General features: G+C 46.1%; 20 protein-coding genes. 13 read left to right on the forward strand and 7 right to left on the reverse strand.

Annotated elements, in window-relative coordinates; all coding sequences use genetic code 11:
- The first annotated feature begins 53 nt into the window (after positions 1-53).
- The 5 genes from BLR32_RS12565 to BLR32_RS12585 all read left to right on the forward strand — a co-directional run bounded on the left by BLR32_RS12565 (position 54) and on the right by BLR32_RS12585 (position 4,041).
- On the forward strand, positions 54-602 hold the full coding sequence (locus BLR32_RS12565) for an RNA polymerase sigma factor (protein ID WP_089832241.1): 549 nt from the start codon (positions 54-56) through the stop codon (positions 600-602).
- Between the two features lie 85 nt (positions 603-687).
- Positions 688-1,476 carry an anti-sigma factor gene (locus tag BLR32_RS12570; RefSeq protein WP_089832243.1) on the forward strand — a complete coding sequence of 263 codons (789 nt, stop codon included), beginning with the start codon at positions 688-690 and terminating at the stop codon, positions 1,474-1,476.
- Positions 1,477-1,699: 223 nt separating this feature from the next.
- Positions 1,700-2,251, forward strand: coding sequence for an RNA polymerase sigma factor (locus BLR32_RS12575; RefSeq protein ID WP_089832245.1), 552 nt, complete (start codon positions 1,700-1,702; stop codon positions 2,249-2,251).
- Positions 2,252-2,253: 2 nt separating this feature from the next.
- On the forward strand, positions 2,254-3,087 hold the full coding sequence (locus tag BLR32_RS12580) for an anti-sigma factor (RefSeq protein WP_089832247.1): 834 nt from the start codon (positions 2,254-2,256) through the stop codon (positions 3,085-3,087).
- 27 nt (positions 3,088-3,114) lie between these two features.
- On the forward strand, positions 3,115-4,041 hold the full coding sequence (locus tag BLR32_RS12585) for a hypothetical protein (protein ID WP_089832250.1): 927 nt from the start codon (positions 3,115-3,117) through the stop codon (positions 4,039-4,041).
- Between the two features lie 80 nt (positions 4,042-4,121).
- Here BLR32_RS12585 and BLR32_RS12590 read toward each other — a convergent pair whose 3' ends face one another.
- Both BLR32_RS12590 and BLR32_RS12595 read right to left on the reverse strand, forming a co-directional pair.
- Positions 4,122-5,789: a T9SS type B sorting domain-containing protein gene (locus BLR32_RS12590; RefSeq protein WP_089832252.1), complete on the reverse strand. Its 1,668-nt coding sequence runs from the start codon at positions 5,787-5,789 to the stop codon at positions 4,122-4,124.
- A gap of 65 nt (positions 5,790-5,854) precedes the next feature.
- Positions 5,855-6,925 carry an RluA family pseudouridine synthase gene (locus tag BLR32_RS12595; protein WP_218124190.1) on the reverse strand — a complete coding sequence of 357 codons (1,071 nt, stop codon included), beginning with the start codon at positions 6,923-6,925 and terminating at the stop codon, positions 5,855-5,857.
- Positions 6,926-7,408: 483 nt separating this feature from the next.
- On the opposite strand from BLR32_RS12595, the gene lipB reads away from it, so the two are divergent.
- Complete coding sequence (gene lipB, locus BLR32_RS12600; RefSeq protein WP_089832257.1) at positions 7,409-8,125, forward strand: lipoyl(octanoyl) transferase LipB; 717 nt, start codon at positions 7,409-7,411, stop codon at positions 8,123-8,125.
- Between the two features lie 98 nt (positions 8,126-8,223).
- On the opposite strand, the gene BLR32_RS12605 is transcribed toward lipB, so the two are convergent.
- The 5 genes from BLR32_RS12605 to BLR32_RS12625 all read right to left on the reverse strand — a co-directional run bounded on the left by BLR32_RS12605 (position 8,224) and on the right by BLR32_RS12625 (position 14,683).
- Complete coding sequence (locus BLR32_RS12605; RefSeq protein ID WP_089832259.1) at positions 8,224-8,997, reverse strand: hypothetical protein; 774 nt, start codon at positions 8,995-8,997, stop codon at positions 8,224-8,226.
- A 345-nt stretch (positions 8,998-9,342) separates the two neighbouring features.
- On the reverse strand, positions 9,343-9,930 hold the full coding sequence (locus BLR32_RS12610) for a hypothetical protein (RefSeq protein ID WP_089832260.1): 588 nt from the start codon (positions 9,928-9,930) through the stop codon (positions 9,343-9,345).
- Positions 9,931-9,992: 62 nt separating this feature from the next.
- Entirely contained in the window at positions 9,993-10,886 is an 894-nt protein-coding gene (locus BLR32_RS12615; RefSeq protein WP_089832262.1) for a 1-aminocyclopropane-1-carboxylate deaminase/D-cysteine desulfhydrase, read from the reverse strand.
- Between the two features lie 131 nt (positions 10,887-11,017).
- Positions 11,018-13,315 (reverse strand): family 20 glycosylhydrolase, encoded by a 2,298-nt coding sequence (locus tag BLR32_RS12620; RefSeq protein WP_089832264.1) that lies wholly within the window; start codon positions 13,313-13,315, stop codon positions 11,018-11,020.
- Positions 13,316-13,342: 27 nt separating this feature from the next.
- A complete protein-coding gene (locus BLR32_RS12625) occupies positions 13,343-14,683 on the reverse strand; it encodes an alpha-L-fucosidase (protein ID WP_089834144.1) in 1,341 nt (446 codons plus the stop codon).
- A gap of 187 nt (positions 14,684-14,870) precedes the next feature.
- On the opposite strand from BLR32_RS12625, the gene BLR32_RS12630 reads away from it, so the two are divergent.
- The 7 genes from BLR32_RS12630 (at position 14,871) to ilvA (ending at position 23,947) form a co-directional block, all read left to right on the forward strand.
- Entirely contained in the window at positions 14,871-15,773 is a 903-nt protein-coding gene (locus tag BLR32_RS12630) for a sugar phosphate nucleotidyltransferase (RefSeq protein WP_089832266.1), read from the forward strand.
- A gap of 407 nt (positions 15,774-16,180) precedes the next feature.
- Positions 16,181-17,086, forward strand: coding sequence for a branched-chain amino acid transaminase (locus BLR32_RS12635; RefSeq protein ID WP_089832267.1), 906 nt, complete (start codon positions 16,181-16,183; stop codon positions 17,084-17,086).
- A 399-nt stretch (positions 17,087-17,485) separates the two neighbouring features.
- The gene (ilvD, locus tag BLR32_RS12640) at positions 17,486-19,165 is read left to right on the forward strand and encodes a dihydroxy-acid dehydratase (protein WP_089832269.1); all 1,680 of its coding nucleotides are present in this window, start codon (positions 17,486-17,488) and stop codon (positions 19,163-19,165) included.
- On the forward strand, positions 19,131-20,885 hold the full coding sequence (ilvB, locus tag BLR32_RS12645) for a biosynthetic-type acetolactate synthase large subunit (RefSeq protein WP_317042834.1): 1,755 nt from the start codon (positions 19,131-19,133) through the stop codon (positions 20,883-20,885). Before ilvD ends, ilvB begins: the two co-directional genes overlap by 35 nt.
- A 38-nt stretch (positions 20,886-20,923) precedes the next feature.
- Entirely contained in the window at positions 20,924-21,514 is a 591-nt protein-coding gene (gene ilvN, locus BLR32_RS12650; protein WP_089832275.1) for an acetolactate synthase small subunit, read from the forward strand.
- A 39-nt stretch (positions 21,515-21,553) separates the two neighbouring features.
- Positions 21,554-22,597, forward strand: coding sequence for a ketol-acid reductoisomerase (gene ilvC, locus BLR32_RS12655; protein ID WP_089832277.1), 1,044 nt, complete (start codon positions 21,554-21,556; stop codon positions 22,595-22,597).
- A 93-nt stretch (positions 22,598-22,690) separates the two neighbouring features.
- Complete coding sequence (ilvA, locus tag BLR32_RS12660) at positions 22,691-23,947, forward strand: threonine ammonia-lyase (protein ID WP_089832279.1); 1,257 nt, start codon at positions 22,691-22,693, stop codon at positions 23,945-23,947.
- The last annotated feature ends 82 nt before the right edge of the window (positions 23,948-24,029 follow it).

Consider the following 24,029-nt stretch of genomic DNA (forward strand, 5'->3'; position numbering starts at 1 on the left):
TTGTAATGTTAAAAATCCCTATTACTTTAGTGCCTGCAAACTAATACAATACATTGGGAGCAGCAGTCACATATACAGAATCCGAGTTGGTACTTGGCCTGAAGGCGAGGAACGAAAAACATTTCGGGTACTTATATGACCATTATTCCCCGGCTTTATACGGTATTGCCCTTAAAGTGGTCAATGACGAATCTGTTGCCGGTGATGTGCTGCAGGAAATCTTTCTCAAGATCTGGCGCAGCATTGAGCGCTATGACTCCGATAAAGGCCGCCTTTTCACCTGGATGGTGAATATTGCGCGGAATACTGCCATAGATACTCTCCGCTCAAAAGCCCATAAAATGGGGCAAAAAGCTACTGAATTAGGGAGCAACGGACTTGCATCAGACCAGCTGGCTATCCACCCTTCTGTGGACCATCTTGGCCTGGTAAAGGTGGTGGAACAGCTTAGCAAGGAACAACGTGTTATTATAGACCTGGCTTATTATAAAGGGTGCACGCAGGACGAAATTGCGAAGATATTGGATATCCCTTTGGGAACGGTGAAGACCAGGATGCGTAATGCGATCATACAATTGCGGAATATTTTAAAACAGATGTAAGCAAGTGGATGTTCAACGTTACATATCGTCCGGTATAATTGAGAATCACATCACGGGGTTACTTTCAGAATCAGAATCGCGTGAGGTGCTCAGTGCCATTCAGCAGCACCCCGAAGTAAAGGCAGCTGCCGATGCGCTGCAGGTGGACATGGAACGCTATATACAGTTATGGGCGGCCAAACCTCCCGCCGGTATCAAGCGCCAGTTAATGGACCGCCTGCACAAAAACGAAGCTGAAGACCCCATTACCGCTGAACCCGAAACCTTCACAGCAAATACCAACGACGATACATTCTCAGAAGATACAGGATCAGGTCTGGGCCTGAATTTATCCCAGCTCCAGATCTGGCAATACAGTGCCGCTGCGGCGATTGTACTGCTGCTGGGCAGTGTTGTAATGAACATTGTTACCTATGGCAACTCCGGTAACTATCAACAGCAGGTTGTTTCCCTCCAGGCTGATCAGGCCTCACTGCTGGCAGAGAGGGATGCGCTGAAAGAACAACTGGATTTTGCCCAGAAAGAAAACGGCGTCATGAAAGACCCTTCCTTCAAATGGGTACGTATGCCGGGTGTTGGTAAACATAGCGGTATCGTGGCCACCATCTGCTGGAATCCGCAATCTAAAGAAACATTTATTTTGGCGCAGGCATTGCCTGAACCTCCCGCCGACAAACAATATCAACTTTGGGCTATCGTAAATGGCAAACCCATCGATGCCGGCGTATTTGAGCTGGGCAGTAAAGCCCATACCGTACAGAAGGTAAAAGCGGTAGATAATGCCCAGGTTTTTGCCGTGACCCTTGAGAAGAAAGGTGGAAGCCCATCACCTACGTTGGAACAGATGTTTGTAGCCGGAAAAGTAGCTGGCTGATATCCCTTTAATTACCCTTCCTCACACTAGAGCGCTCATTATCAATTATTCCGTAATAATTGCTATCTTTCCTTTAATATTGCATTCCCATTAACCATATATCAGGACTTATTAGGATTGTAACAAAAAAGTTGTACCGGTAACAGTTGCAATCATACTGTAGCACCTGCAGCTAAATTGTGGAGCACACTGAAATGTATTTTTAACAAAATTTTTAACTGTTTTGGAATCCGCGTTTACATATACGGAATCTGAGCTGGTGCAGGGCCTCAAAGCCAAAGACCAGAAGGTGTTCGGCTACCTTTATGACCGTTATTCCCCCGCTTTGTACGGTGTAGCGCTGAAGGTGCTCAACGATGAAAGTAATGCGAATGACGTGCTGCAGGAAGTGTTCCTTAAAATTTGGCGTAATATCGACAGGTACGACGAAAGCAAGGGGCGTCTGTTTACCTGGATGCTTAATATTACCCGCAATTCCGCAATTGATACACTCCGCTCGAAGGCACATAAAATGGATCAGAAAATCCAAGACATTGGAGATGACGTACATTTATATACAGGTAATTTAACTGTACTCCCATCCGTTGACCATCTTGGACTTTCAAAAGTCCTTGAAAAATTAACCAAGGAACAACGAATCATCATCGACTTAGCGTACTATAAAGGGTGCACCCAGGAAGAGATATCCAAGGTGCTGGAGATTCCGTTGGGTACCGTAAAAACAAGGATGAGGAATGCAATTATTCAATTAAGGAATTTGTTAAAACTAGTATAAGAGTGGACGCATCACGTTTCATATCGTCCGGATTGATTGAAGCTTATGTAAGTGGACTAGCTACCTCCAATGAAGTTCAGGAGCTGGAACGCGGTATGAAGCAATATCCGGAAGTAGCAGCTGCAGTAGACGACTGCCAGCTGGATATGGAACAGTATGTTACGCTGCAAGCCAAAACACCGCCAACAGATCTCAAGCAACGCATTTTTCATATCATCATCAACGAAGAAGCTGCACGTGAAAGCGGCGCCTTCAGCGAAGAACAGGCTACCGACGAATTTCCCGAAACAAAAACATATGTAAACAGTGCCTGGCGCTGGATAGCAGCAGCTGCAATCATCCTCTTGCTCGGCAGCCTGTGGTATAACTATGTATTCTATGGACAGGCCAACGATTACAAAGGCCGCTATGAAGCATTACTCTCTACACATAATACGCTGGCAACACAGTCCGACGGTTACAAGACCCGCATTCAACAGATGGAACAATCCATCGACCTTATGAAGAATCCCGCTATGAAGGCGGTAAAGATGCCGGGCACCAAACCTTTTCCTTCTGCATTAGCCACTGTTTACTGGAACCAGCAGTCAAAGGAAGTGTTCGTCATGGTGAATAATCTTCCGGAACCAGCGGCCGACAAACAGTATCAGCTTTGGGCCATCGTGGATGGTAAACCAGTCGATATGGGCGTATTTGAAATGAGCAATCCGCACGAACTCTTCCAGAAGATGAAGTCTATAGACAACGCAGAAATGTTTGCCATTACCCTTGAGAAGAAAGGCGGAAGCGCCGTTCCTACACTTGACCAGATGTATGTGGCAGGAAAAGCCAGCTGAAATGCGTAAAATATATAATTTCGCAGGATGCGAAAACTCTGGATTTATACTATCACACTGTTTGTCTTTCAGCATACCTATGCACAGGATACCGCCAGATACAAAGGGATGACCATTAACCTGGATGAAGTGACCGTTGAAGCTAAACGTATCGGCTTTGATGTCAATAGCTTCATTAAAAGAGTGGAAGATGATACCACTTTTTACCGCGCCTTTAAGAACCTCCGTCTGCTGGGGTATACCGCCGACAATGATATCCGTATCTACAATAAACACAATGAAATTGAGGCTTCTCTCAAAAGCCAGACATTGCAAACCATGCAGGGCAGATGCCGTAGTATGAAAGTGCTTAGCCAGGATGTTACAGGCGATTTCTTCGACAAAAAAGGACAGTACAACTATTACACCGCCGAATTATATGGTAATCTCTTTTTTACCCAGGGCACCGTATGTGTGGACGCCAGTGGGGAAGAACCGGAAAGAGCGAAAGGAAGTATGGCCAGGCATAAAAACCAGCTGAAACAACTCATTTTCAATCCCGGTAAGCCTGTCAGGGGTGTCCCTATCGTAGGAGGTAAAGTGGCTATCTTTGATCCGGAAGTACAGCGATTGTACGACTTCTCTATTACGTCTGAGAATTATGGCAGCGTGCCCTGTTATGTATTTACTGCAAAGGCGAAACCCGGTCTCAATAGCCTCGACAGGGGAGACGTTGTGGTCAATGAGCTGATCACTTATTTTAATAAGGAGAATTTTGAAATAGTAGGCCGCATCTATTCCCTCTCTTACAAAACAATGGTCTTCGACTTCGATGTAAAGATGAATGTGCAGATGACCAAACAACAAGGCCTGCTCATCCCTGCGCTGGTCACTTACGACGGTACCTGGGATGTTCCATTCAAGAAGAGAGAAACTGCGAAGTTTATCGCGAAGTTCCACAGCTTCACGGAATAAGCCGGACAAAAAACTATTCATACCAGTAATAAAAAAAGAGAGGCTTCACACTGAAGCCTCTCTTTTTTTATGTAAGATTTTTAGTAGATCACTGTTACTGAACCTGTCTTCTTCACTTTCTCTCCCGTCGCAACTATCTTATAATCCATTACCCATACATATGTTCCAACCGGTACTCTTCCTTTGTCCCAGGTGCCTTTCCATCCGACTCCCGGGTCTGTCGTGTAATAGATTCGTTGGCCCCATCGGTTAAAGAGCACCAGCTCAAAGTCGGAAATAGCACATCGGAATTTCGGTCGGAAGTAGTCATTCAAACCGTCCGCATTGGGTGTGAAGGCCGTCGGTAAATACACCTGGCAACCACATTCCTGGAAGGTGATATCCACCTCGTCTATCGACTGTCCGCAGCTATTCGTCGCCACGATGGCATAATGTCCTGCCTGCGTGACCGGGAAGAGCGGCAGTGAAGAGCTGTCCTGCCATTTATATTGCATACCGGCTCCGTCAGGGTGGAGGTTGTAAACCTCGCCTATACATAACAGGGTGTCCGGTCCTAAATTTGTTCGTAATGTATCTTCAAACTGTACATGGATGGTATCGCTATCTATGCAACGTCCCACTTTCGCCTCCACCCAATAATACCCTGTTTGCCGTACATAGTAGGTGGCCTGTTTGGAAGTATCCTGCCAGCGGTAGGAGGCAGTTCCGAAGTCGGCTTTCAACACCAGCGTTTCACCTTTACAGACCACTGTATCGTTACCAAGATCCAGATTTTCATCCGGTTTGTAACGGATCAGGATTGTATCGAGGACCTCGCAGGTGTTGTTGATATTCACAAAGACCCAAAGGTCCCATCGACTTCGTATCGTGGTCGTGGGGGTAGTAGCCCTGTTACTCCAGCGGTAGGCAGTAGCTCCGGGTGTGGTTGCATCAAGCGTGATGGATTCTCCCGGACATAAGATGGTATCTCTTCCCAGAGAGAACGGATGCTGCTGGCCGGCAAACGCGATATAGATTGTATCACGGTAGATACCACAACCTTTTGCATCGGCGACAACAATGTATGGCGTTGATGGCATTGCTACATCACTGTGTACAATGATGTTAGGAGTGGTATCGCCGGTGTTCCAGAGATAGGTACAGTTCTGGGCAGTAGCATCCAGTTCCAGTGTTTCACCTAAACAGAGTATCAGGCTGCTGTCGCCCAGGTCGAGTTGCGGCACAGGTGTATAGAACACGTTGACTGAATCTGCTATCGGACAACCATTGATCTTCACTTTGTAGGTACCCATCGTATCTACCAGGATACTTTGATTAGTAGATCCGTCCTGCCACTCATAGGTCGCTCCGGCCACTGTGGGCGCTGTGAGTGTAATGGTAGTACTGTCACAGATGGTCTGGTCTGTAGGTCCAAAATCATAAATAACAGGAGCTACGATTGTCAGGTTGGTAGAGGTGGTTTCAGGAACGCCTGCTCTGTAGGCAATCAGTTGCACTGTGTAGGTGGCAAGAGTATTGTAAAGGTGTGCGCCTTTTATCCTCCGGGAAGTATCCGCAGCACCTGAGGCAGGATCTCCAAAGTACCAACGTACAGAATCAATCCCTGCAAGGTCCGCCTGAGCAATTTCAAATCTAACACTATCATTCTGGCAGGTTGTTGAATACGTAAATTGTGTCTGTGCCTGGGCGCTATAGGCTCCCAGCATGGTTGTTATAACCGCGATTAATAATAGATATAGGCTTCTCATGGAGGGACATGGGTAAGGTGCTAAATTAATCGAAAAATTGATATGTTTTTATTTTTTAATGAGATTTAATCCTCGAGAGGTCTGGCACTTACATATCGCCTCCATTTTTCCAGCACGGCCTTAAAATCTTCGGGTAACGGACTCTCAAAGTGCATAGGTTTCCTGGTACGTGGATGTATGAAACCCAATGTTTTCGCATGCAGGGCATGGCGAGGCATGATTTCGAAGCAGTTTTCCACAAACTGCTTGTATTTGGCAAAGACGGTCCCCTTCAGGATGCGGTCTCCCCCGTAAGTATCGTCGTTGAATAGGGAATGCCCGATGTGCTGCATGTGTACCCTGATCTGGTGGGTACGTCCTGTTTCCAGCCGGCATTCAATGAGTGTCACATAGTTATAACGTTCCAGCACCTTGTAATGGGTGATGGCTTCCTTACCATATTCTCCATCCGGATAGGCATCCATGATCTTGCGGAAACGCTGGTGACGTCCTACGTGGGCCTCGATGGTTCCCTCATCTTCTTCAAAATCACCCCATACGAGGGCCATATAACGGCGTTGAACGGTATGGTCGAAGAACTGTTTGGCCAGGTCATTCATTGCCTTGTCCGACTTGGCAACAACGAGTAATCCACTTGTATTCTTGTCAATACGGTGTACCAGTCCGAAGCGGGGAATAGCTGGTTCGGGTACCGGTGTGGTGGTACGATCGCCCAGATACCAGGCCAGTCCGTTCACCAGGGTCCCGGTATAATTACCGCAGCCTGGATGGACTACCATTCCTGGTAACTTGTTGATTATCATTAAATCTTCATCCTCATAAACGATGTCCAGCGGGATCTCCTCAGGAATCACTTCCGTATTCTCCGGGTTTTTATTGGAAAAAACCACAATACGGTCGTGCGCCTTCACCTTATAGTTGGACTTCACCGGTTTATCATTGACGATGACCATGCCATTGTCACAGGCCTGCTGGATTTTGTTACGGGTAGCCCCTTCCACCCGGTTCATCAGGAACTTGTCCACCCGTAGTGGTTCCTGTCCCTTGTCCGCCACAATATTTACCCGTTCGTACAGCTCCTCGCTGCCTTCACCATTTTCCAGTTCATCTTCAAGCTCAATCAGTTCTTCCGCCATGAGGATTCAAAATTTTTGCAAAGGTAAGGATTGCTGGTCGCATGTCCACAGGTTGGGACAGGATATGGTTTGTCCCGGTCCTGATTCCGTCTTTTTTTAGCTCTGAATCCGTTCTATGTAGCATTCGTTTTCTATATCTCCATATCGCTATACCGTCATCTGGATATCACTTTACCGGCATATGTATATCCCTTCGATATAGAGATGTCGGTGAAATGATATGGAAATGCCGGTAAAGTGATATGGACGATTCGAAGAAAGATGCTACAATGAAGCATTCCTGATGGGCATTTTTGACGAATCGTTTGGCCCAGGGAGAAAGACGATATATTTCAAGAGATAGGCTATGGGAGGGAATTTTAACTGGTGATGTTAGAATCTGGGTTGTTTCCACAGTTGGAATACGCTGTTCCTGGCGGAGCGCAGCAGGGGCGAAGTCAGCGTAACCGTGATGAACTAATTCCGTACTTTTGTGCCTGCAATATGAACAAGAAGATCCACACGAACGACCTGGGAATCATTGATTATCAGAAGGCCTGGGATTACCAGGAGCAGCTTTTACAGGAGAATGTACGTATCAAGCAGGCATTGGCAAAAGGGGAGATACCGCCTGGTCAGGCAAAGGAAACGACCCATTACCTGTTGTTCTGCGGGCACCCGCATATTTACACCCTGGGGAAGAGCGGCCATATGGAGAACCTGTTGCTGGATGATCATCAGCTGCAGGACAAAGGTATCAGCTTTGCAAACACTAACCGGGGGGGAGACATCACCTATCATGGGCCTGGCCAGGTAGTAGGATATCCCATCCTGGACCTGGAACATTTCTTTACCGATATTGGCAAATACCTGCGTTTCCTGGAGGAAGTGATCATCCGTACGCTGGCAGATTATGGCGTTAAGGGCGATCGCTCACCGGGTGAAACCGGCGTATGGCTGGACCCTCATGATCCCGCCCGTGCCCGTAAGATCTGCGCTATGGGCGTACGCTGCAGCCGCTGGGTAACCATGCACGGCTTTGCCCTGAATGTAAACACCGATCTGAACTATTTTGGCAATATTGTACCCTGTGGCATCTCGGACAAGAAGGTAGCTTCCCTGCATGAAGAGTTAGGGCGCGAAGTGCCTGAAGCCGAGGTAAAGGCCAAAATAAGCAAATACTTCGCAGAAGTGTTTGAAGCTGAAATGATTATGGACTGAGGGTAAAAACAAAGGACAGAGAATGTATCTGCATTCCTGCCCTTAGTATAAAGAAGTAAATTGTTTGCAATCAATTAATTACGGCTGATATCAGCAGATCAGTTCCGGTAATTCAGCGGAATGAACAGGTTCCATTTCTCATAAGGTTTACCATTCTGTAAAATCTCGAAGTTGAACCAGCCTGCGTGCAGGAAGATGGCTTTCTCGAGTATCAGGAATGGCTCTTTTACCTCATCGATCTCAAACAGGAAGGACCCGTCGGGTTCGAAGAATTTTACACTGTATTTTTTATCAGGAGCATCCGGTAGTTTAATGTTTACATTCCCATCAGCGGTGGTGTAAACATAGTTGGATGGATGCCATACTATTTTTTCTTCTTTAGGAGGTGCATTTTTCTCTTTTGTAGTTGAATTAGGATTAGTATTCACACCAGCCTCTTTAGCGGCTGCAATCGCCTCTTTTACATCAGCCAGCTGTAATTTCTTGCTGCCGTCAATAGTACTATCCGGAATAGCCAATACGATATTCGAGTAAAGGTAGCGCCCGTTATTGAACTGAACGAACAGGCGGTAGTAGTTGGAACCAGGCAAAGGTTTGACGTCCTGGTAATTAATCCTGAGTTCGTTCGGATTACTCACAAGACCAATTGTACTAAAGTTCAGCACACTATCCAGGGAGCGCTGTACCCCGATAAATTTTACATCCCTGAAACCAGACAGGAGCTCAAGCTGGATCTTGCCTGTTTTAATCAGTGCAGAGAAGTTTGGAAATACTGGTGGCGTTGTGGTAGTCTGTGCCTTGACTGAAAATCCTGACGTTATAAAGACTGCAAAAAATACTGCGAATAGAATAGTACGCGACAACTGCTTCATAGATGCTAATTCCTGTAACCATACTTCCCAATGCCTTCAGTTTTCACAAAAAACACTGGTTTTCCTCTTAAGTTGGCAAAAATAATGAATAGACGACTGAAAATAGTGAACGGCGTAAATATAAACAATTCCACTATATGGAGATAGTGTACCAAAGTGCTATTAACAAAGCTTTTAACAAATGAAAGAAGAGCCCGGAAGCAAAATGATGCCTATCCATACTATCCAAACACTATCCCAACGTCTGCCAGTTTCAACATACGTTGTTTTACCTGTTCATGTATACCGGCAATCATGCGTCCTCTGTTCGCCAATACATACTATCCCAATACTATCCTGAACTTATTATTCCTCAGCTGCAGGAACATCTAAACTGCGTGATAAGCTTCCTCCCTTATTCTGGACAAACACCTGATTGAACTGTGCTGATCTCGGGATGCTGAACAGCATAACTCTCTTCTGCGGCGCCGGTGCTCCGAAAACAGGGCCTTCGTCTGCAAGCAGATAAAAGGGAATGGTAAGCTTACAGTTCTCTGTGTAAGCACTATCTATGGTGAGCTTTGTACTTATGTCAATCCATTCATTAGGATAACTGGGGTTGGGCGTTCTGTTATCGACAAGAATGGCGACCAGCCAGTTATCTTTGAAATTTAAGGACGGAGGAGTACTGTCAGCCGGAATGGGAGGCCTCATAAGATACTGATCGAATTCTTCCTTCGTATTGAACGACTCAATATTCAGCAGCAGCGTGAGTTCTTTTCCTGGTTTCAGCTCATATCCTTTAACGGTATCCAGTGTGAAACTATGCTTGCTGGAATCTGTACATACAACAGGCGTTCTGGTCTTTGCTTTCTTCTGCTGGCCGGAACCGCATGCATACAGACTGAATACTGAAAATAATAAGGGTAAAAGGGATCTGCGAAATAATATCATAGGTCGGGATGCAGTTTGTGAAAGCAAGATACGCAGAATATAAAATACACAGAATACCGATATCAGGTAGCAGCACTGTTTACAGGAATAGGATTACCCTGCAAACCTCCAGTATGAATGAGCAATACATTACTACCAGCAGGATACACACCATCCAGCACATCCTGTCTGAAACCCATCAATAATTTCCCCGTATACACTATATCCAGGGGGATCTGTGTCTCCTCATAAAACTGCCGGATGAACTCCGTTAATGCAGGAGTCACCTTTGCATATCCACCACCATGATGCTGATGCAGCAATTGCCAGTGGGGCAGGGGAGCAGAAGCCAATAATAATTGTATCTCTTGTTCCAGGTAAGCGGCACCTTTGAGCACCACATAACCACGTATTTCCTGTTGCAGCGCCGCACTGTTGATAAGGCCAGCCAGCGTAGTACCTGTACCTACCGCACATGCAATATGTGTAAAGGAAGGATCATTCACCAGTGAAAGGATCTCTTCGCATCCCTTTGCTCCCAGCGCATTATTACCACCTTCAGGCACCACATAAGCATCCCGATAAAGTGCTTGCCAGTCAGTCTCATTCTTAAGACGGTAAGCCTCTCTACTAATAAAACGTAACTCCATTCCCTTTAATGAAGCCTCCTGCAACGTATGACTTAACACCGGCGGTTGTTCTCCCCTGATAACACCGGTACAGGCAATGCCAGCAAGTTTACATGCAGCAGCAGTAGCAGCAATATGATTAGAATAAGCGCCTCCAAAAGTAAGTATCCGTGTCTTCCGCTCTGTAAAAGCCGCCTCAAGATTATAACGCAGTTTAAACCACTTATTGCCCGACACCTCGGGATGCAGCAGATCCAGACGCAGCACTGAAGCCCGTATGTTATCCGGCAGCCATGAAGGAGAAATGGTTTGCAGTATAATGTTGTTATAGTCGAATTGTATGTTCATTTAAAGGCAAAAAAACTAGAAAACGAAAACCAGAAACCGGACCCCTCGCCACCACTCAAAACTCAGGAAGAGCAACGGTTTTAGGTGGAGACCTAAGGGCCTTAGCCCTTGGAGCCTGATACGATCAGAAATCACTGCCCCGTATACAACACCTCCGCCGGATTCAGCTTCTCCCGATCTCTATAAATCCCCGCATCCAACCAAGCTCCGCTCCCAACATTAAAGTACTGTACTCTGATCTTGTGCAATCCTTTCCGCAAAGGTAAGAACCCGCTCCTGTCCTGCAGGTCATGCTGCCCATCATTATCCACCACAACCTGATCATCCACATAAAACACCGCCCCATCATCACTATTCAGATGAAACTCATACAAATCATCCGCAGGTATTTTAACATACCCGTTAAAGGTAACACCACCATTCTTCAACGACAAAGGACGGATATCTATAGCCGGTAACACCCCGGAACTATCGCCGGTAACCGGCAACTGACGGGCATTTACAAACGTATCACTAACACGTGAAAACTGTACCCCTTTCTTCCCCGGCTTAACAGTCAACGCAGGCAGATAAGGCTTACGTACATAAGTAGCACTATACAGAGGACTGATACGTCCCGAAGGCAACACTACAATACACTGCACAAGCGAACTACCATTCTCGGGAACAGCAAGCATAAAGGGCTGTGTATATACTTTGCTCTGTTTACCTGGTTGCGTGCCATCAGTAGTATAGTAGATAAAACTACCCTTCACAGGAGGTTTCAAAGTTACCGTCACAGTAGGAGTAGTCACTACCTTACTCTCGAGTCCCACTGGCTCCGGAATACGGAAATTAACGCCTGCACTATTGAGTCGCGCCAGTTCCAGCGGTAATTTACGCATGAAACGAAGGTAGTTCTTCTTACCTGGCTGTGACCATGCAATTTCCGACAAAGCCAATGCCCGCGGCCATGTCATGTAGTCCAGCATCTGCTGATCAGGAATAAACTCTGTCCATATATTGGCCTGCACACCTTTGATGTACTGCCGTTCAGCAGGCGTCAAGGAACCCGGTAAAGGCTCGTAGTTATAGACAGTTTTAAGCGGAAGATACGCAGCTGCATTGAGTGGTTCAGTAGCAGGCTGGCCCTGTGTATAATCGAAGTATAGATAAGTATTCGGCGTCATGATCACATCATGTTGTTGTCTGGCAGCAGCAATACCACCTTCTTCACCACGCCAGCTCATAACAGTAGCATTAGGGGCAAGACCGCCTTCCAGTATCTCATCCCATCCGATGATACTCCTACCTTTGCTGTTCACAAATTTCTCCATACGGTTGATGAAATAACTCTGCAATGCATGTTCATCTTTCAATCCCAGCTTCTTAATCAGCTGCTGCACTTCAGCAGATTCTTTCCAACGATCCTTGAGACATTCATCACCACCGATGTGAATGTACTTAGAAGGAAAGAGATCCATTACTTCTGTCAGTACATCCTGCAGGAAAGTAAACACTGAATCATTCGCAGGATTTAATACATCTTTCGAAATGCCCCATGTAGTACGTACTTCATAAGGACCACCGGTATTACCAAACTGTGGATAAGCCGCCAGTACCGCCTGAGAATGTCCCGGCATTTCTATTTCAGGAATGATAGTGATATTTCTTTCAGCTGCATATTTTACAATATCGCGCACTTCATCCTGTGTATAATAGCCGCCGTAAGGCTTACCATCATAAGTAGTACTGCGACGGTGATGCCCTACGATCGTTTCTTTTCTGACAGCGGCAATTTCCTGCAGGCGCGGATACTTTTTGATCTCAATACGCCAGCCCTGGTCTTCTGTAAGATGCCAGTGGAAGCGGTTGAATTTATACTGCACCAGCATGTCAATGAACTGCTTGACAGCAGCAGGAGGGAAGAAGTGCCGGCCCACATCCAGCATCATCCCACGATAGGCAAACCGGGGATGATCCTGGATCCTGACACCGGGTAAATGAATCGCGGCATGAGCTGATGGAATCCCTTTATTCAAAGGGAATAACTGCATTAAGGTTTGCAAACCATACAACAATCCACCGGCATCGCCCTGCAGATAAACGCGGCCGGTATTCACTTCCAGTATATAACCATCTGTTTTACCAGTACTGGCTTCCACCAGTACGATCAGCGGGTATGTGGCCTCTACAGGCTCTTTTGAATACCCGTTTGCAGGCAGTTTAAAATTATAATTGCGTTGCAGAAAATCATTCAGAAAACCAGCTACTTTACCCGCTGCCTGACTGCTGTAATGTATTTCCGCTCTTTCATTCAGTACAAAGCTTCCGGGCATGGAGTTGAGCAACACCGGTTCAGGAATGATGGTGACATCGCCTGTTTTCAGCTGTGCCATTCCGTTAAGGAAGCAGAGTGCCATGAGCGTCGACAAGAATAATTTTTTCATATGGATAGTGATTAGTATGATTATTCCTTATTCATTCGTCAGAAATCCACCTTTCCCGCGATATAACTTCACAGGGCCATCCAGTTCTACTGCAAGTACGGTCATGTATTTATCCTGTACGGCAGCGGGAACGTCAATGTACACCAGTCCGGGTACTGCGCTCCAGGATATTTTACCTACAATTTTGTGTGTAAGCGCTTGTCCGTTACCCACTACGCTGATCTTCTGAATATTGTTGATCAGTCCTTTAACCATTACCTGTCCGCTTACATTACCGGGCAGGAAGAGGTATAAGGTACTGGAATCTTTTGATAAAGTGGTAGGCCCGTAGAAGTGTCCTGCCGGGATACCCGCTACGGTATTGAAGACAGCAGGCGCGTGTTTTTTATTCCATGCTCCTAGTTCTTTCAGTACCGTCACTTCCTCTGCAGGAATTGTTCCATCTTCTGCCGGACCGATATCCAACAGCATATTACCGCCATTGCTGATAGCATCTGCAAAGATGGTAATGACTTCATAAGGCGTCTTGTAATTGGTGTCGTCGGGGTGATAGCCCCAGTTGTTGTTGATGGTCATACAAAGCTCCCACCATTTGAAGTTAGGACGGGAAACAGGGAAGTTCTGTTCCGGTGTATCATAGTCGCCATATCCCTGTAAACGGCCATTGATGATAGTCAGGGGATTATGGTCTGTAAGCATCTTTCTCATTTTTACAGCCTCCCATTCTTCGGCACTATGTTCCCAGTCGCCATCAAACCACCACAGATCAGGATTATACTGCTGCATTACTTCTTTTAGTTGTCCTTCGTAGTAGTTCAGGAAGCGTTGCCAGCGGGCAGGATCTTTTTGAGCATTATAGCGGCTGCTATCTTTGAGGAATTGCGGATAATCTGCATAACTCCAGTCGATCAGGGAAAAATAAGCGCCGGCTTTAATCCCTTGTTGCCGTAATGCCGTATATAGTGGGGTGAGTACATCGCGTTTGGCAGGCGTGCTGTTTGCCATATCCAGCTTACTTAGTTTAGTATCCCATAAAGCCACGCCATCGTGATGCTTGGTAGTGACAACGGCATAGCGGGCGCCGGATTCTTTGATCAGGGCGGCCCATTCTTCGGGATGGTAATGCCGGGCGGTAAAGCCTTTCAGCTGTTGCATGTAGTCGGCATAGGTTATCTTTTTGTTGTAAAATGACCAGGATTCATCTACACCTTTAACGGAATAGATACCCCAGTGAATGAAAATGCCCAGTTTTGCGTCGGCAAACCATTGCATCTTGTCCTGAATAGCTGCTGGCTGAATGTGTTGCTGGGCGTTGGCGGATTGGAATAGTGAAAGAGTCAGTACTGCTGACGATAGGAATCGTTTCATTTCTCGTTTACATGAATTAATTACATAATAAGCTGGTTTCCTCCGGTTGGTACGGGATTTGTTGTCATGTGGCCCATCAGGCGTAACAGTATGATAACAAAAAGAAGACGTGAAAATAGTTTTAATCATTAAATTTATCGCCAGGAAATTCATCCAAAATATGAAAACACAAAAAACAAGTCTATAAATGCAACCAACTTTATTGATCCTAGCTGCAGGAATGGCTAGCCGTTATGGCAGTCTGAAACAAATACAGCAGTTCGGCCCCAGCGGTGAAACAATTGTTGATTACTCCATCTATGATGCTATCCGTGCTGGTTTCGGCAAGGTAGTATTCATTATCCGCAAGGATTTTGAAAAAGAATTCAAAGAGATCTTTGAACCAAAACTGAAGGGACGCATAGCTACGGATTATGTTTACCAGGAAATGGATGCATTTCTGAATGGTTATCCTATGCCGGCAGACCGCGCCAAACCATGGGGGACAGCACACGCGGTATTATGCGCGAAAGACGCTATCAAAGAACCTTTCGCTGTAATTAATGCGGATGATTTCTATGGTCGTGATTCTTTTGAAAAAGCAGCCGCTTTCCTGAAAGATGCTGCAAAACCTGATGTGTACAGCGTTATCGGGTACCAGCTGAGCAAAACTATCAGTGAGCATGGTTCCGTATCCCGCGGTGTATGCGCTGCTGACAGCGAGAGCAATCTGGCTGCCATCAACGAAAGAACTAAGGTTTACAAAGACGGCGATCAGATCGTGTATGAAGATGCTGACGGCGGCAAACATCCAATGCCTGCTGACACCCCGGTTTCCATGAACTTCTGGGGCTTCCATCCTTCAGTATTTGATCTGAGCCAGGGCCTGTTCAAAGACTTCTTAAAGAAAGATGGCGACAAGCCGAAGTCAGAATTCTTCATCCCTATCGTAGTGGATCATTTCATTAAGAACAAACTGGGCGTGGTAAACGTCATTCCTACAGGAGCACAGTGGTTCGGTGTAACCTATAAGGAAGACGCCCCGGGCGTACAGGAAAGTCTCACTGCACTCGTACAGAGTGGGGAATATCCTGACAATCTTTGGAAATAGAGCCTGAAGAATTGTAATATTTTTACTATTTGTGTGGATTTTGGCTAAAGAAACTGCCTTTTATTTAAATATCTTCAAAAAGCGCTGGTTTGTTTGCGAAATGACTAAATCTTTTGGATTGTATTGTTTTTTAGTTTAACGACCAATACATTTGTAGAAGCAAAATAAAAAAGGTACCTCCATGTGGGTAAATAAAGACAACAATAAGATCAATCACATCGTAGCTCAGCTGAATTGGGCTATCACGCTAGTCGTGGTTGTCGTTGTCATTATTAGCCACCAATATGGAGGATAGGTAATCGTGCACAATCACTAAAAATAACAACGCCTTCCTCCACACGAGGAAGGCGTTTTTTTACGCCCATAAATGAATAATGAATCCAAAATCGATTTCTAATATCTGAATTATGTATAGCTATTACAACGAGAACACCATTCTTTACGTTAACGGGGAGTATAAGAAAGCCACCGCGGCCACTATCGACCTTTACGGTCAGTCATTGCATTACGGGTATGCAGTATTTGAGGGTATCCGTGCATACAAAACAGCTGAAGGAAAAGTGAAGATATTCAAAGCGAAAGAACACTTTGACAGATTCAAACGTTCCTGCGAACTGATACACATGCCCTATCCGTTCAACAATGATGAGCTGATCGCCGCATGCTACAAGGTGCTGGAAATGAACAATATGGAAGAGGCGTACATTCGTCCGCTCGCTTTCTGCCCTCCGAACATGACCCTGAAAGCAGCATCTGAAACCCATGTATTGATCTGCGCATGGGAGTGGGGTGCTTATTTAGGTGAAAAACTGCTGCGTGTGATGACCTCATCTTACCAGCGTCCAAATCCAAAAGCATTTAAGATCGAATCAAAGACTGCCGGTCTTTATGTAAACTCGATCCTGGCTTCGCAGGAAGCAAAGGAAAACGGTTACGACGAAGCACTGCTGCTGGACATGAACGGCAATGTAGCTGAAGGTCCGGGTGCCAACCTGTTCTTCGAAAAAGACGGTAAGATCTTCACACCGCCGCCAGGCAACATCCTGCCAGGTATTACCCGTGCTACAGTAATTGAACTGTGTCATGAACTGGGTATTCCGCTGGAAGAGAAGCTTTTCACTGTAGATGAACTGAAAACTGCTGATTGCGTATTCTATTGCGGTACTGCAGCAGAAGTAGTAGGATGGGATTCTCTTGATGGCCAGGGCTTTAAGAAACCATGGGCTACATCTCTGGGTAAACTGCTACAACAGGCTTACAAAGCCAGAGTGCTCGAAAAAGAATTCGATCGCGCCGCTGTTCCAGTCGCATAAGCCACTGGTTCAGTGTACAGATATTCATGAAAACTCGTGCTGATTCAGGTATTAAGCTCTATATCACCATACCTGGGAATGATACATTATTATTTGAAACTGATAGTATTGTATCCCACTCAATCAGATAGCTACGCAAAGCATCCCGCTTTGTACCAAAAACAAAGCGGGATGCTCTTTATAAACACTTCGTACAGGCCTCCTGTTTTCCTCCCGCAAGGCATTTTTAATAAGTTGGAATTTGGATTTTTAGGGGTACGTTATCCAGTACCATAGCGGGTTTGGACATAAAACGAAGAGATTTGAATACCGGCTAACCGGACAGTAATTGGTTTGGAACTTGGCTTTTATCACTGCTATTTTGTACTACTTTAAATAGCAACCGGAAATAACAAACAGATGGAATTGAATAAATATAGCAAGACGCTCACCCAGGACCCTACACAGCCAGCCGCACAGGCGCAGCTGTATGGAATAGGTTTAACGGAAGAAGACCTGAAAAAAGCGCAGGTAGGCGTGGCCAGTATGGGCTATGACGGTAACACCTGTAACATGCACCTCAATGACCTCGCTCAGCAGGTCAAAAAAGGCGTCTGGGCTAATGACCTCGTCGGACTCACTTTCCATACCATCGGCGTCAGCGACGGTATGAGTAATGGTACACCAGGTATGCGTTATTCACTGGTCAGCCGCGATCTGATTGCTGATTCCATCGAAACTGTTTGTGGTGCACAATATTATGATGCACTGATCACCGTACCAGGCTGCGATAAGAACATGCCTGGCTCCCTGATGGCAATGGGCCGCCTGAACCGTCCTTCCATCATGGTTTACGGTGGTACTATCGCTCCCGGTAAATATAAAGGACAGGATCTCAACATCATCTCCGCTTTTGAAGCACTGGGCCAGAAGATGGCAGGTCAGCTGAATGAAGAGGATTTCAAAGGAATTGTACAGCATTCCTGCCCCGGCGCTGGCGCCTGTGGCGGTATGTATACGGCTAATACCATGTCATCAGCTATTGAGGCACTGGGTATGAGCCTTCCCTATAGTTCTTCCAGCCCTGCACTGAGCAAGGAAAAACAACAGGAATGTCTGGAAGCAGGTAAATATATCCGCCTGTTGCTGGAAAAAGATATTAAGCCTACCGATATCATGACCTTTGAGGCATTTGAAAATGCCGCTACGGTTGTGATGGCGCTGGGTGGTAGTACCAATGCGGTATTACACTTCATCGCCATAGCAAAATCAGTAGGTGTGAAATTCACTTTGCAGGATTTCCAGCGTATCAGTGACAAAACGCCGCTGATTGCTGACCTGAAACCAAGTGGTAAGTACCTGATGGAAGACCTGCACAACATTGGTGGTGTTCCCCTGGTAATGAAATATTTGCTGAAACAAGGTTACCTGCACGGACATTGCCTGACCGTAACCGGCAAGACCCTGGCAGAGAACCTGGAAAGTGTTCCTGATCTGGATTTCGAATCACAGGACATTATCGTTCCTACAGAGAAGCCTTTGAAAGCTACCGGTCACATACAGATGCTGTATGGCAACCTGGCAGAACAGGGCTCTGTAGCAAAAATAACCGGTAAGGAAGGCCTTAGCTTCCGCGGACCTGCACGTGTGTTTGACGGTGAGTTTGAACTGATAGCAGGTATCCAGAGCGGCCGTGTGCAGAAAGGAGATGTGGTGGTAATCAGGCAGGTAGGCCCTAAAGGCGCTCCTGGTATGCCAGAAATGCTGAAGCCAACATCCGCTATCATGGGTGTGGGACTTGGTAAGAGCGTGGCGCTGATCACAGACGGACGTTTTTCCGGTGGTACACACGGTTTTGTGGTAGGTCATATCACACCGGAAGCCTATGAAGGTGGTACCATCGCGCTGGTAAAAGACAATGATATTATCGAAATAGATGCCGAAAAGAATACGATCAATGTGGAAGTGAGTGCGGAAGAACTGGCAGCCCGTAAGGCGCAGTGGGTAAGACCTGCATTGAAAGCATCCAACGGTATATTATTAAAATACGCAAAACTCGTTTCAAATGCAACAGAAGGATGTGTTACCGATGAAGCCTGAGCCGGCTGAGAAGCGGGCAGCAACAACTGCTCCCCTTAATATCACTGGTTCTGAGGCAGTGATCCGCTCGCTGATTGCAGAAGGTGTAGAAACCATTTTCGGCTATCCGGGAGGCGCTATTATGCCCATTTATGATGCCCTGTACGATTTTCAGGATAAAGTCCATCATATATTGGTCCGTCACGAACAAGGTGCTACGCATGCCGCGCAAGGCTATGCACGCACTTCCGGCAGAACCGGAGTGGTCTTCGCTACTTCCGGTCCCGGTGCTACCAACCTGGTAACCGGGCTGGCAGATGCTTATATGGACTCTACACCGATGGTCTGCATCACCGGCCAGGTGGCAGCACACCTGCTGGGTACCGATGCTTTCCAGGAAACAGATGTAATTGGTATCACTATGCCGATTACAAAATGGAACATCCAGGTAACACGTCCGGAAGATATTCCGGGTGCTATCGCCAAAGCATTCTACATTGCAGGTAGCGGTCGTCCGGGACCTGTACTGGTAGATATTACCAGGAATGCACAGGTAGCAAAGTTCGATTATGAATACAAGAAATGTGATTATATCCGCAGCTACCGTCCTGTACCGGAACTGGATCAGGATGCAGTAAAAGCGGCAGCTGAACTGATCAACAGCGCAAAGAAGCCATATATCTTCTGTGGTCATGGCGTATTGTTGTCAGGCGCTGAAAAAGAACTGATCGCATTTGCAGAAAAGGCAGGCATACCAATCGCCTCTACCTTGCTTGGCCTCTCCGCAGTGCCTGTAGATCATCCGCTGTATGTAGGTTATCTGGGTATGCACGGTAACTATGCACCTAACATCATGACCAATGAATGTGATGTGCTGATTGCTGTGGGTATGCGTTTCGACGATCGTATCACCGGTGATGTTTCTCAGTTTGTGAAGCAGGCAAAGGTGATCCATATCGAAATTGATGCAGCTGAGATCAACAAGATCATCAAAGCAGATGTAGCGGTACATGCAGATGCTAAAACAGCACTGTCGGCTTTGATAGAGCTGGTGAAACCAGGTAAGCATGATGAGTGGTTAAAGGGTTTCCGTGAGGCAGATAAGAAAGAGGAAGAGAAGGTGTCCCAGAAAGAACTGTATCCAGCTGAAGGCGGTTTGAAAATGGCCGAAGTAGTACGTCTGATATCAGAAAGAACAGAAGGTAAAGCTGTACTGGTAACAGATGTAGGACAGCACCAGATGATCGCATCCCGTTATTATCGCTTTAAAGATCCTAACACCAATATCACTTCCGGTGGTATGGGCACCATGGGTTTTGCATTGCCGGCAGCGATGGGCGCGAAAGTAGGTACGCCTGAAAAAGAAGTAGTAGCAATAATCGGTGATGGTTGTTTCCAGATGACATTACAGGAACTGGGAACTATCTATCAGTCTGAAATAGGTGTTAAGATTGTGATCCTGAATAACAACTTCCTTGGCATGGTACGTCAATGGCAACAGTTGTTCTTTGACAAACGTTATTCTTCTACAGAGATGATCAACCCTGACTTTGTACAGATTGCAAAAGGGTTCTATGTTCCTGGCAGAAAAGTAACTGACCGTGCAGATATCGTAGCTGCTGTAGATGAGATGATCTCTCACAAAGGCGCTTATCTGCTGGAGGTTGTAGTAGAGAAAGAAGACAACGTATTCCCAATGGTGCCTTCCGGCCAGCCAATAGCAAATATCAGGCTTGAGTAGCAGGAAGAAGGAATTCAGCAATCATTAACACGAACACTATGCAAAAAGAGTATACAATAACGGTATATACGGAAGACAGGATCGGTATCACGAACCGTATCACCGTTATCTTCACACGCAGAGGTATTAACATCACCAGCCTGACAACGGCTGAAACAGAGATCCCTGGCGTATATAAATTCATCATCACCGTAATATCTGAAAAGGAAAAACTGGTGAAGATCGTTGGTCAGATAGAAAGACTGATAGAAATTCACCGTGCCTTTGTACATGAAGAAGATGAGGTGGTATACCAGGAACTGGCGCTGTACAAGATATCTACAAAAGCTTTGAAGAATGGTAATATTGAGCAGCTGATCCGTGATAACAACGCACGTATCCTGACGCTTACCGAAGAGTATTTTGTGATAGAGAAAACCGGTCATCAGCAGGAGCTGATAGCGCTGCAGGCGCAGCTGGCTCCTTATGGTCTGATCGAATATTCAAAGAGTGGACGCGTGGCTGTTATCAAATGGAGCCGTCGTTTCCATGATCATCTGAAAGAGTTGGAAAGACGTCGTCCTGACAACCTGAAACAGGCAGAGTACAGAGATCATACAGAAGTATCAGCAGAAGAAGAAAGTATCTAGTTTAAATCATTCAATAAAATAAACAAACACTATCAAAACATGGCAACCATCAATTTTGGCGGGGTACTGGAAGACGTAGTAACCAGAGAAGAATTCCCCATGGAAAAAGCTAGAGAAGTGCTGAAGAACGAAGTGATAGCTATCATTGGTTACGGCGTACAGGGTCCCGGCCAGGCACTGAACCTGAAAGATAACGGCTTTAACGTGATCGTAGGACAGCGTAAAGGATCTAAAACATGGGATAAAGCTATCGCTGATGGCTGGGTACCAGGTCAGACACTGTTCGAAATCGAAGAAGCTGCTCAGAAAGGTACTATCATCCAGTTCCTGTTGAGTGATGCCGGTCAGATCGCACTGTGGCCTACACTGAAACCACACCTGACTAAAGGCAAGGCTTTATATTTCTCCCATGGTTTTGGTATTACTTATAAAGACCAGACTGGTATTATTCCTCCTGCTGATGTGGATGTGATCCTGGTAGCTCCTAAAGGTTCCGGTACATCTCTGCGCAGACTGTTCCTGGCTGGTCAGGGTCTGAACTCCAGCTTCGCTATATTCCAGGATGCAACCGGTAAAGCACGCGATCGCGTTATCGCGCTGGGTATCGGTGTTGGTTCCGGTTACCTGTTCGAAACAGATTTCAAGAAAGAAGTTACATCTGACTTAACAGGTGAGCGTGGTACCCTGATGGGTGCTATCCAGGGTATCTTCGCTGCTCAGTACGAAGTACTGCGCAAGAATGGTCACTCTCCATCTGAAGCATTCAACGAAACTGTTGAAGAACTGACTCAGTCTCTGATGCCACTCGTTGCTGAAAATGGTATGGACTGGATGTATGCTAACTGTTCTACTACCGCTCAGCGTGGTGCGTTAGACTGGTGGAAGAAATTCAAAGAGGCTAGCCAGCCAGTATTTGAAGAACTGTATGCAAGCGTTGCTGCTGGTAAAGAAGCTGCACGTTCTATTGCATCCAACAGTACTCCTGACTACCGCGAGAAACTGGAAGAAGAACTGAAAGAACTGCGTGAAAGCGAAATGTGGCAGGCAGGTGCGGCTGTAAGAAAGCTGCGTCCTAACGCTTAATTCAATATTTGATCAGTAATGAAGGATCAGGAATTGGGCATTTTGCGTCGATTCCTGATTCTTTAATTTCTGGTCCTTAATTTTTTTAAAACAATGTCCCAGGTACTAACAAGTGTGAACCCGCTGAACATCCTTGATGCTGCGGTGAAGTTGAAACCTGTGGTGAACCGTACTCCGCTTACATACAGCGCTACGCTCTCCCGCAGGTATAATGCAGATGTCTATCTCAAAAGAGAAGACATGCAGATTGTAAGGTCTTATAAATTGCGTGGTGCATACAACCTGATTAGCAGCCTGGATAAAGACACACTGGCAAAAGGCGTGACCTGCGCCAGCGCTGGTAACCATGCACAGGGCTTTGCTTATGCATGTCGTCAGCTGGATATCAAAGGCGTTTGTTTTATGCCCATCATCACCCCAAAACAGAAGGTGAACCAGGTGAGAATGTTCGGTGGCGATAACATCGAAATAAAACTGGTGGGCGATACTTTTGATGATTGTGCGGCGGAAGCCCAGGCTTTTACACAGGAGCACAAGATGACTTTTATTCCTCCTTTTGATGATCCGAAGATCATCGAAGGACAAGGTACCGTGGCAGTGGAGATCCTGGAAGACCAGGCGAAGATTGATTATGTGTTCGTGCCTATTGGTGGCGGCGGACTGGCAGCAGGCCTGGGTACTTATTTCAAAACTTATAGTCCACAGACGCAGATCATTGGTGTGGAACCGGAAGGTGCTCCATCTATGACACGTGCACTGGAGGCAGGTAGCCCTGTTACACTCGACGAAATAGAACGTTTCGTAGATGGTGCTGCCGTAAAAAGAGTAGGTGCGCTTACATTCAGCATCTGCAAAGATATTCTGAATAAAATGCAACTGGTACCGGAAGGAAAGGTTTGCTCTACTATATTACGACTGTATAATGAGGATGCGATCGTGGTAGAACCTGCCGGCGCATTGTCTATCGCAGCGCTTGATTACTACGCGAAAGAGATAGAAGGAAAGAAGGTAGTATGTGTGGTGAGTGGCAGTAACAACGATATCGATCGTATGCAGGAGATCAAGGAACGCTCACTGTTATACGAAGGATTGAAGCATTACTTCATCATCCGCTTTGTACAACGTCCGGGTGCTTTGAAAGAGTTTGTGAATCATGTACTGGGTCCTGATGATGATATCACGCGTTTCGAATTTATCCAGAAGCACAATAAGGAAATGGGCCCTGCACTGATTGGTGTGGAGCTGAAGAGGAGAGAAGACTATGATATCCTGCTGGCTAATTTCCGGAAGTATAACATTCACTTTACAGAACTGAATAAAGACGATAACCTCTTCGGTTATCTCGTATAAAGCATTGATCTTTCTCATTTTGAGGAAGGATGCTATGTTTTTGAGAAAGGGCATTATGTTTTGGTTATAAAACATGATGCCC

Origin of the sequence: Chitinophaga filiformis (assembly GCF_900102545.1) — a bacterium.
GTDB classification, from domain to species: Bacteria; Bacteroidota; Bacteroidia; order Chitinophagales; family Chitinophagaceae; genus Chitinophaga; species Chitinophaga filiformis.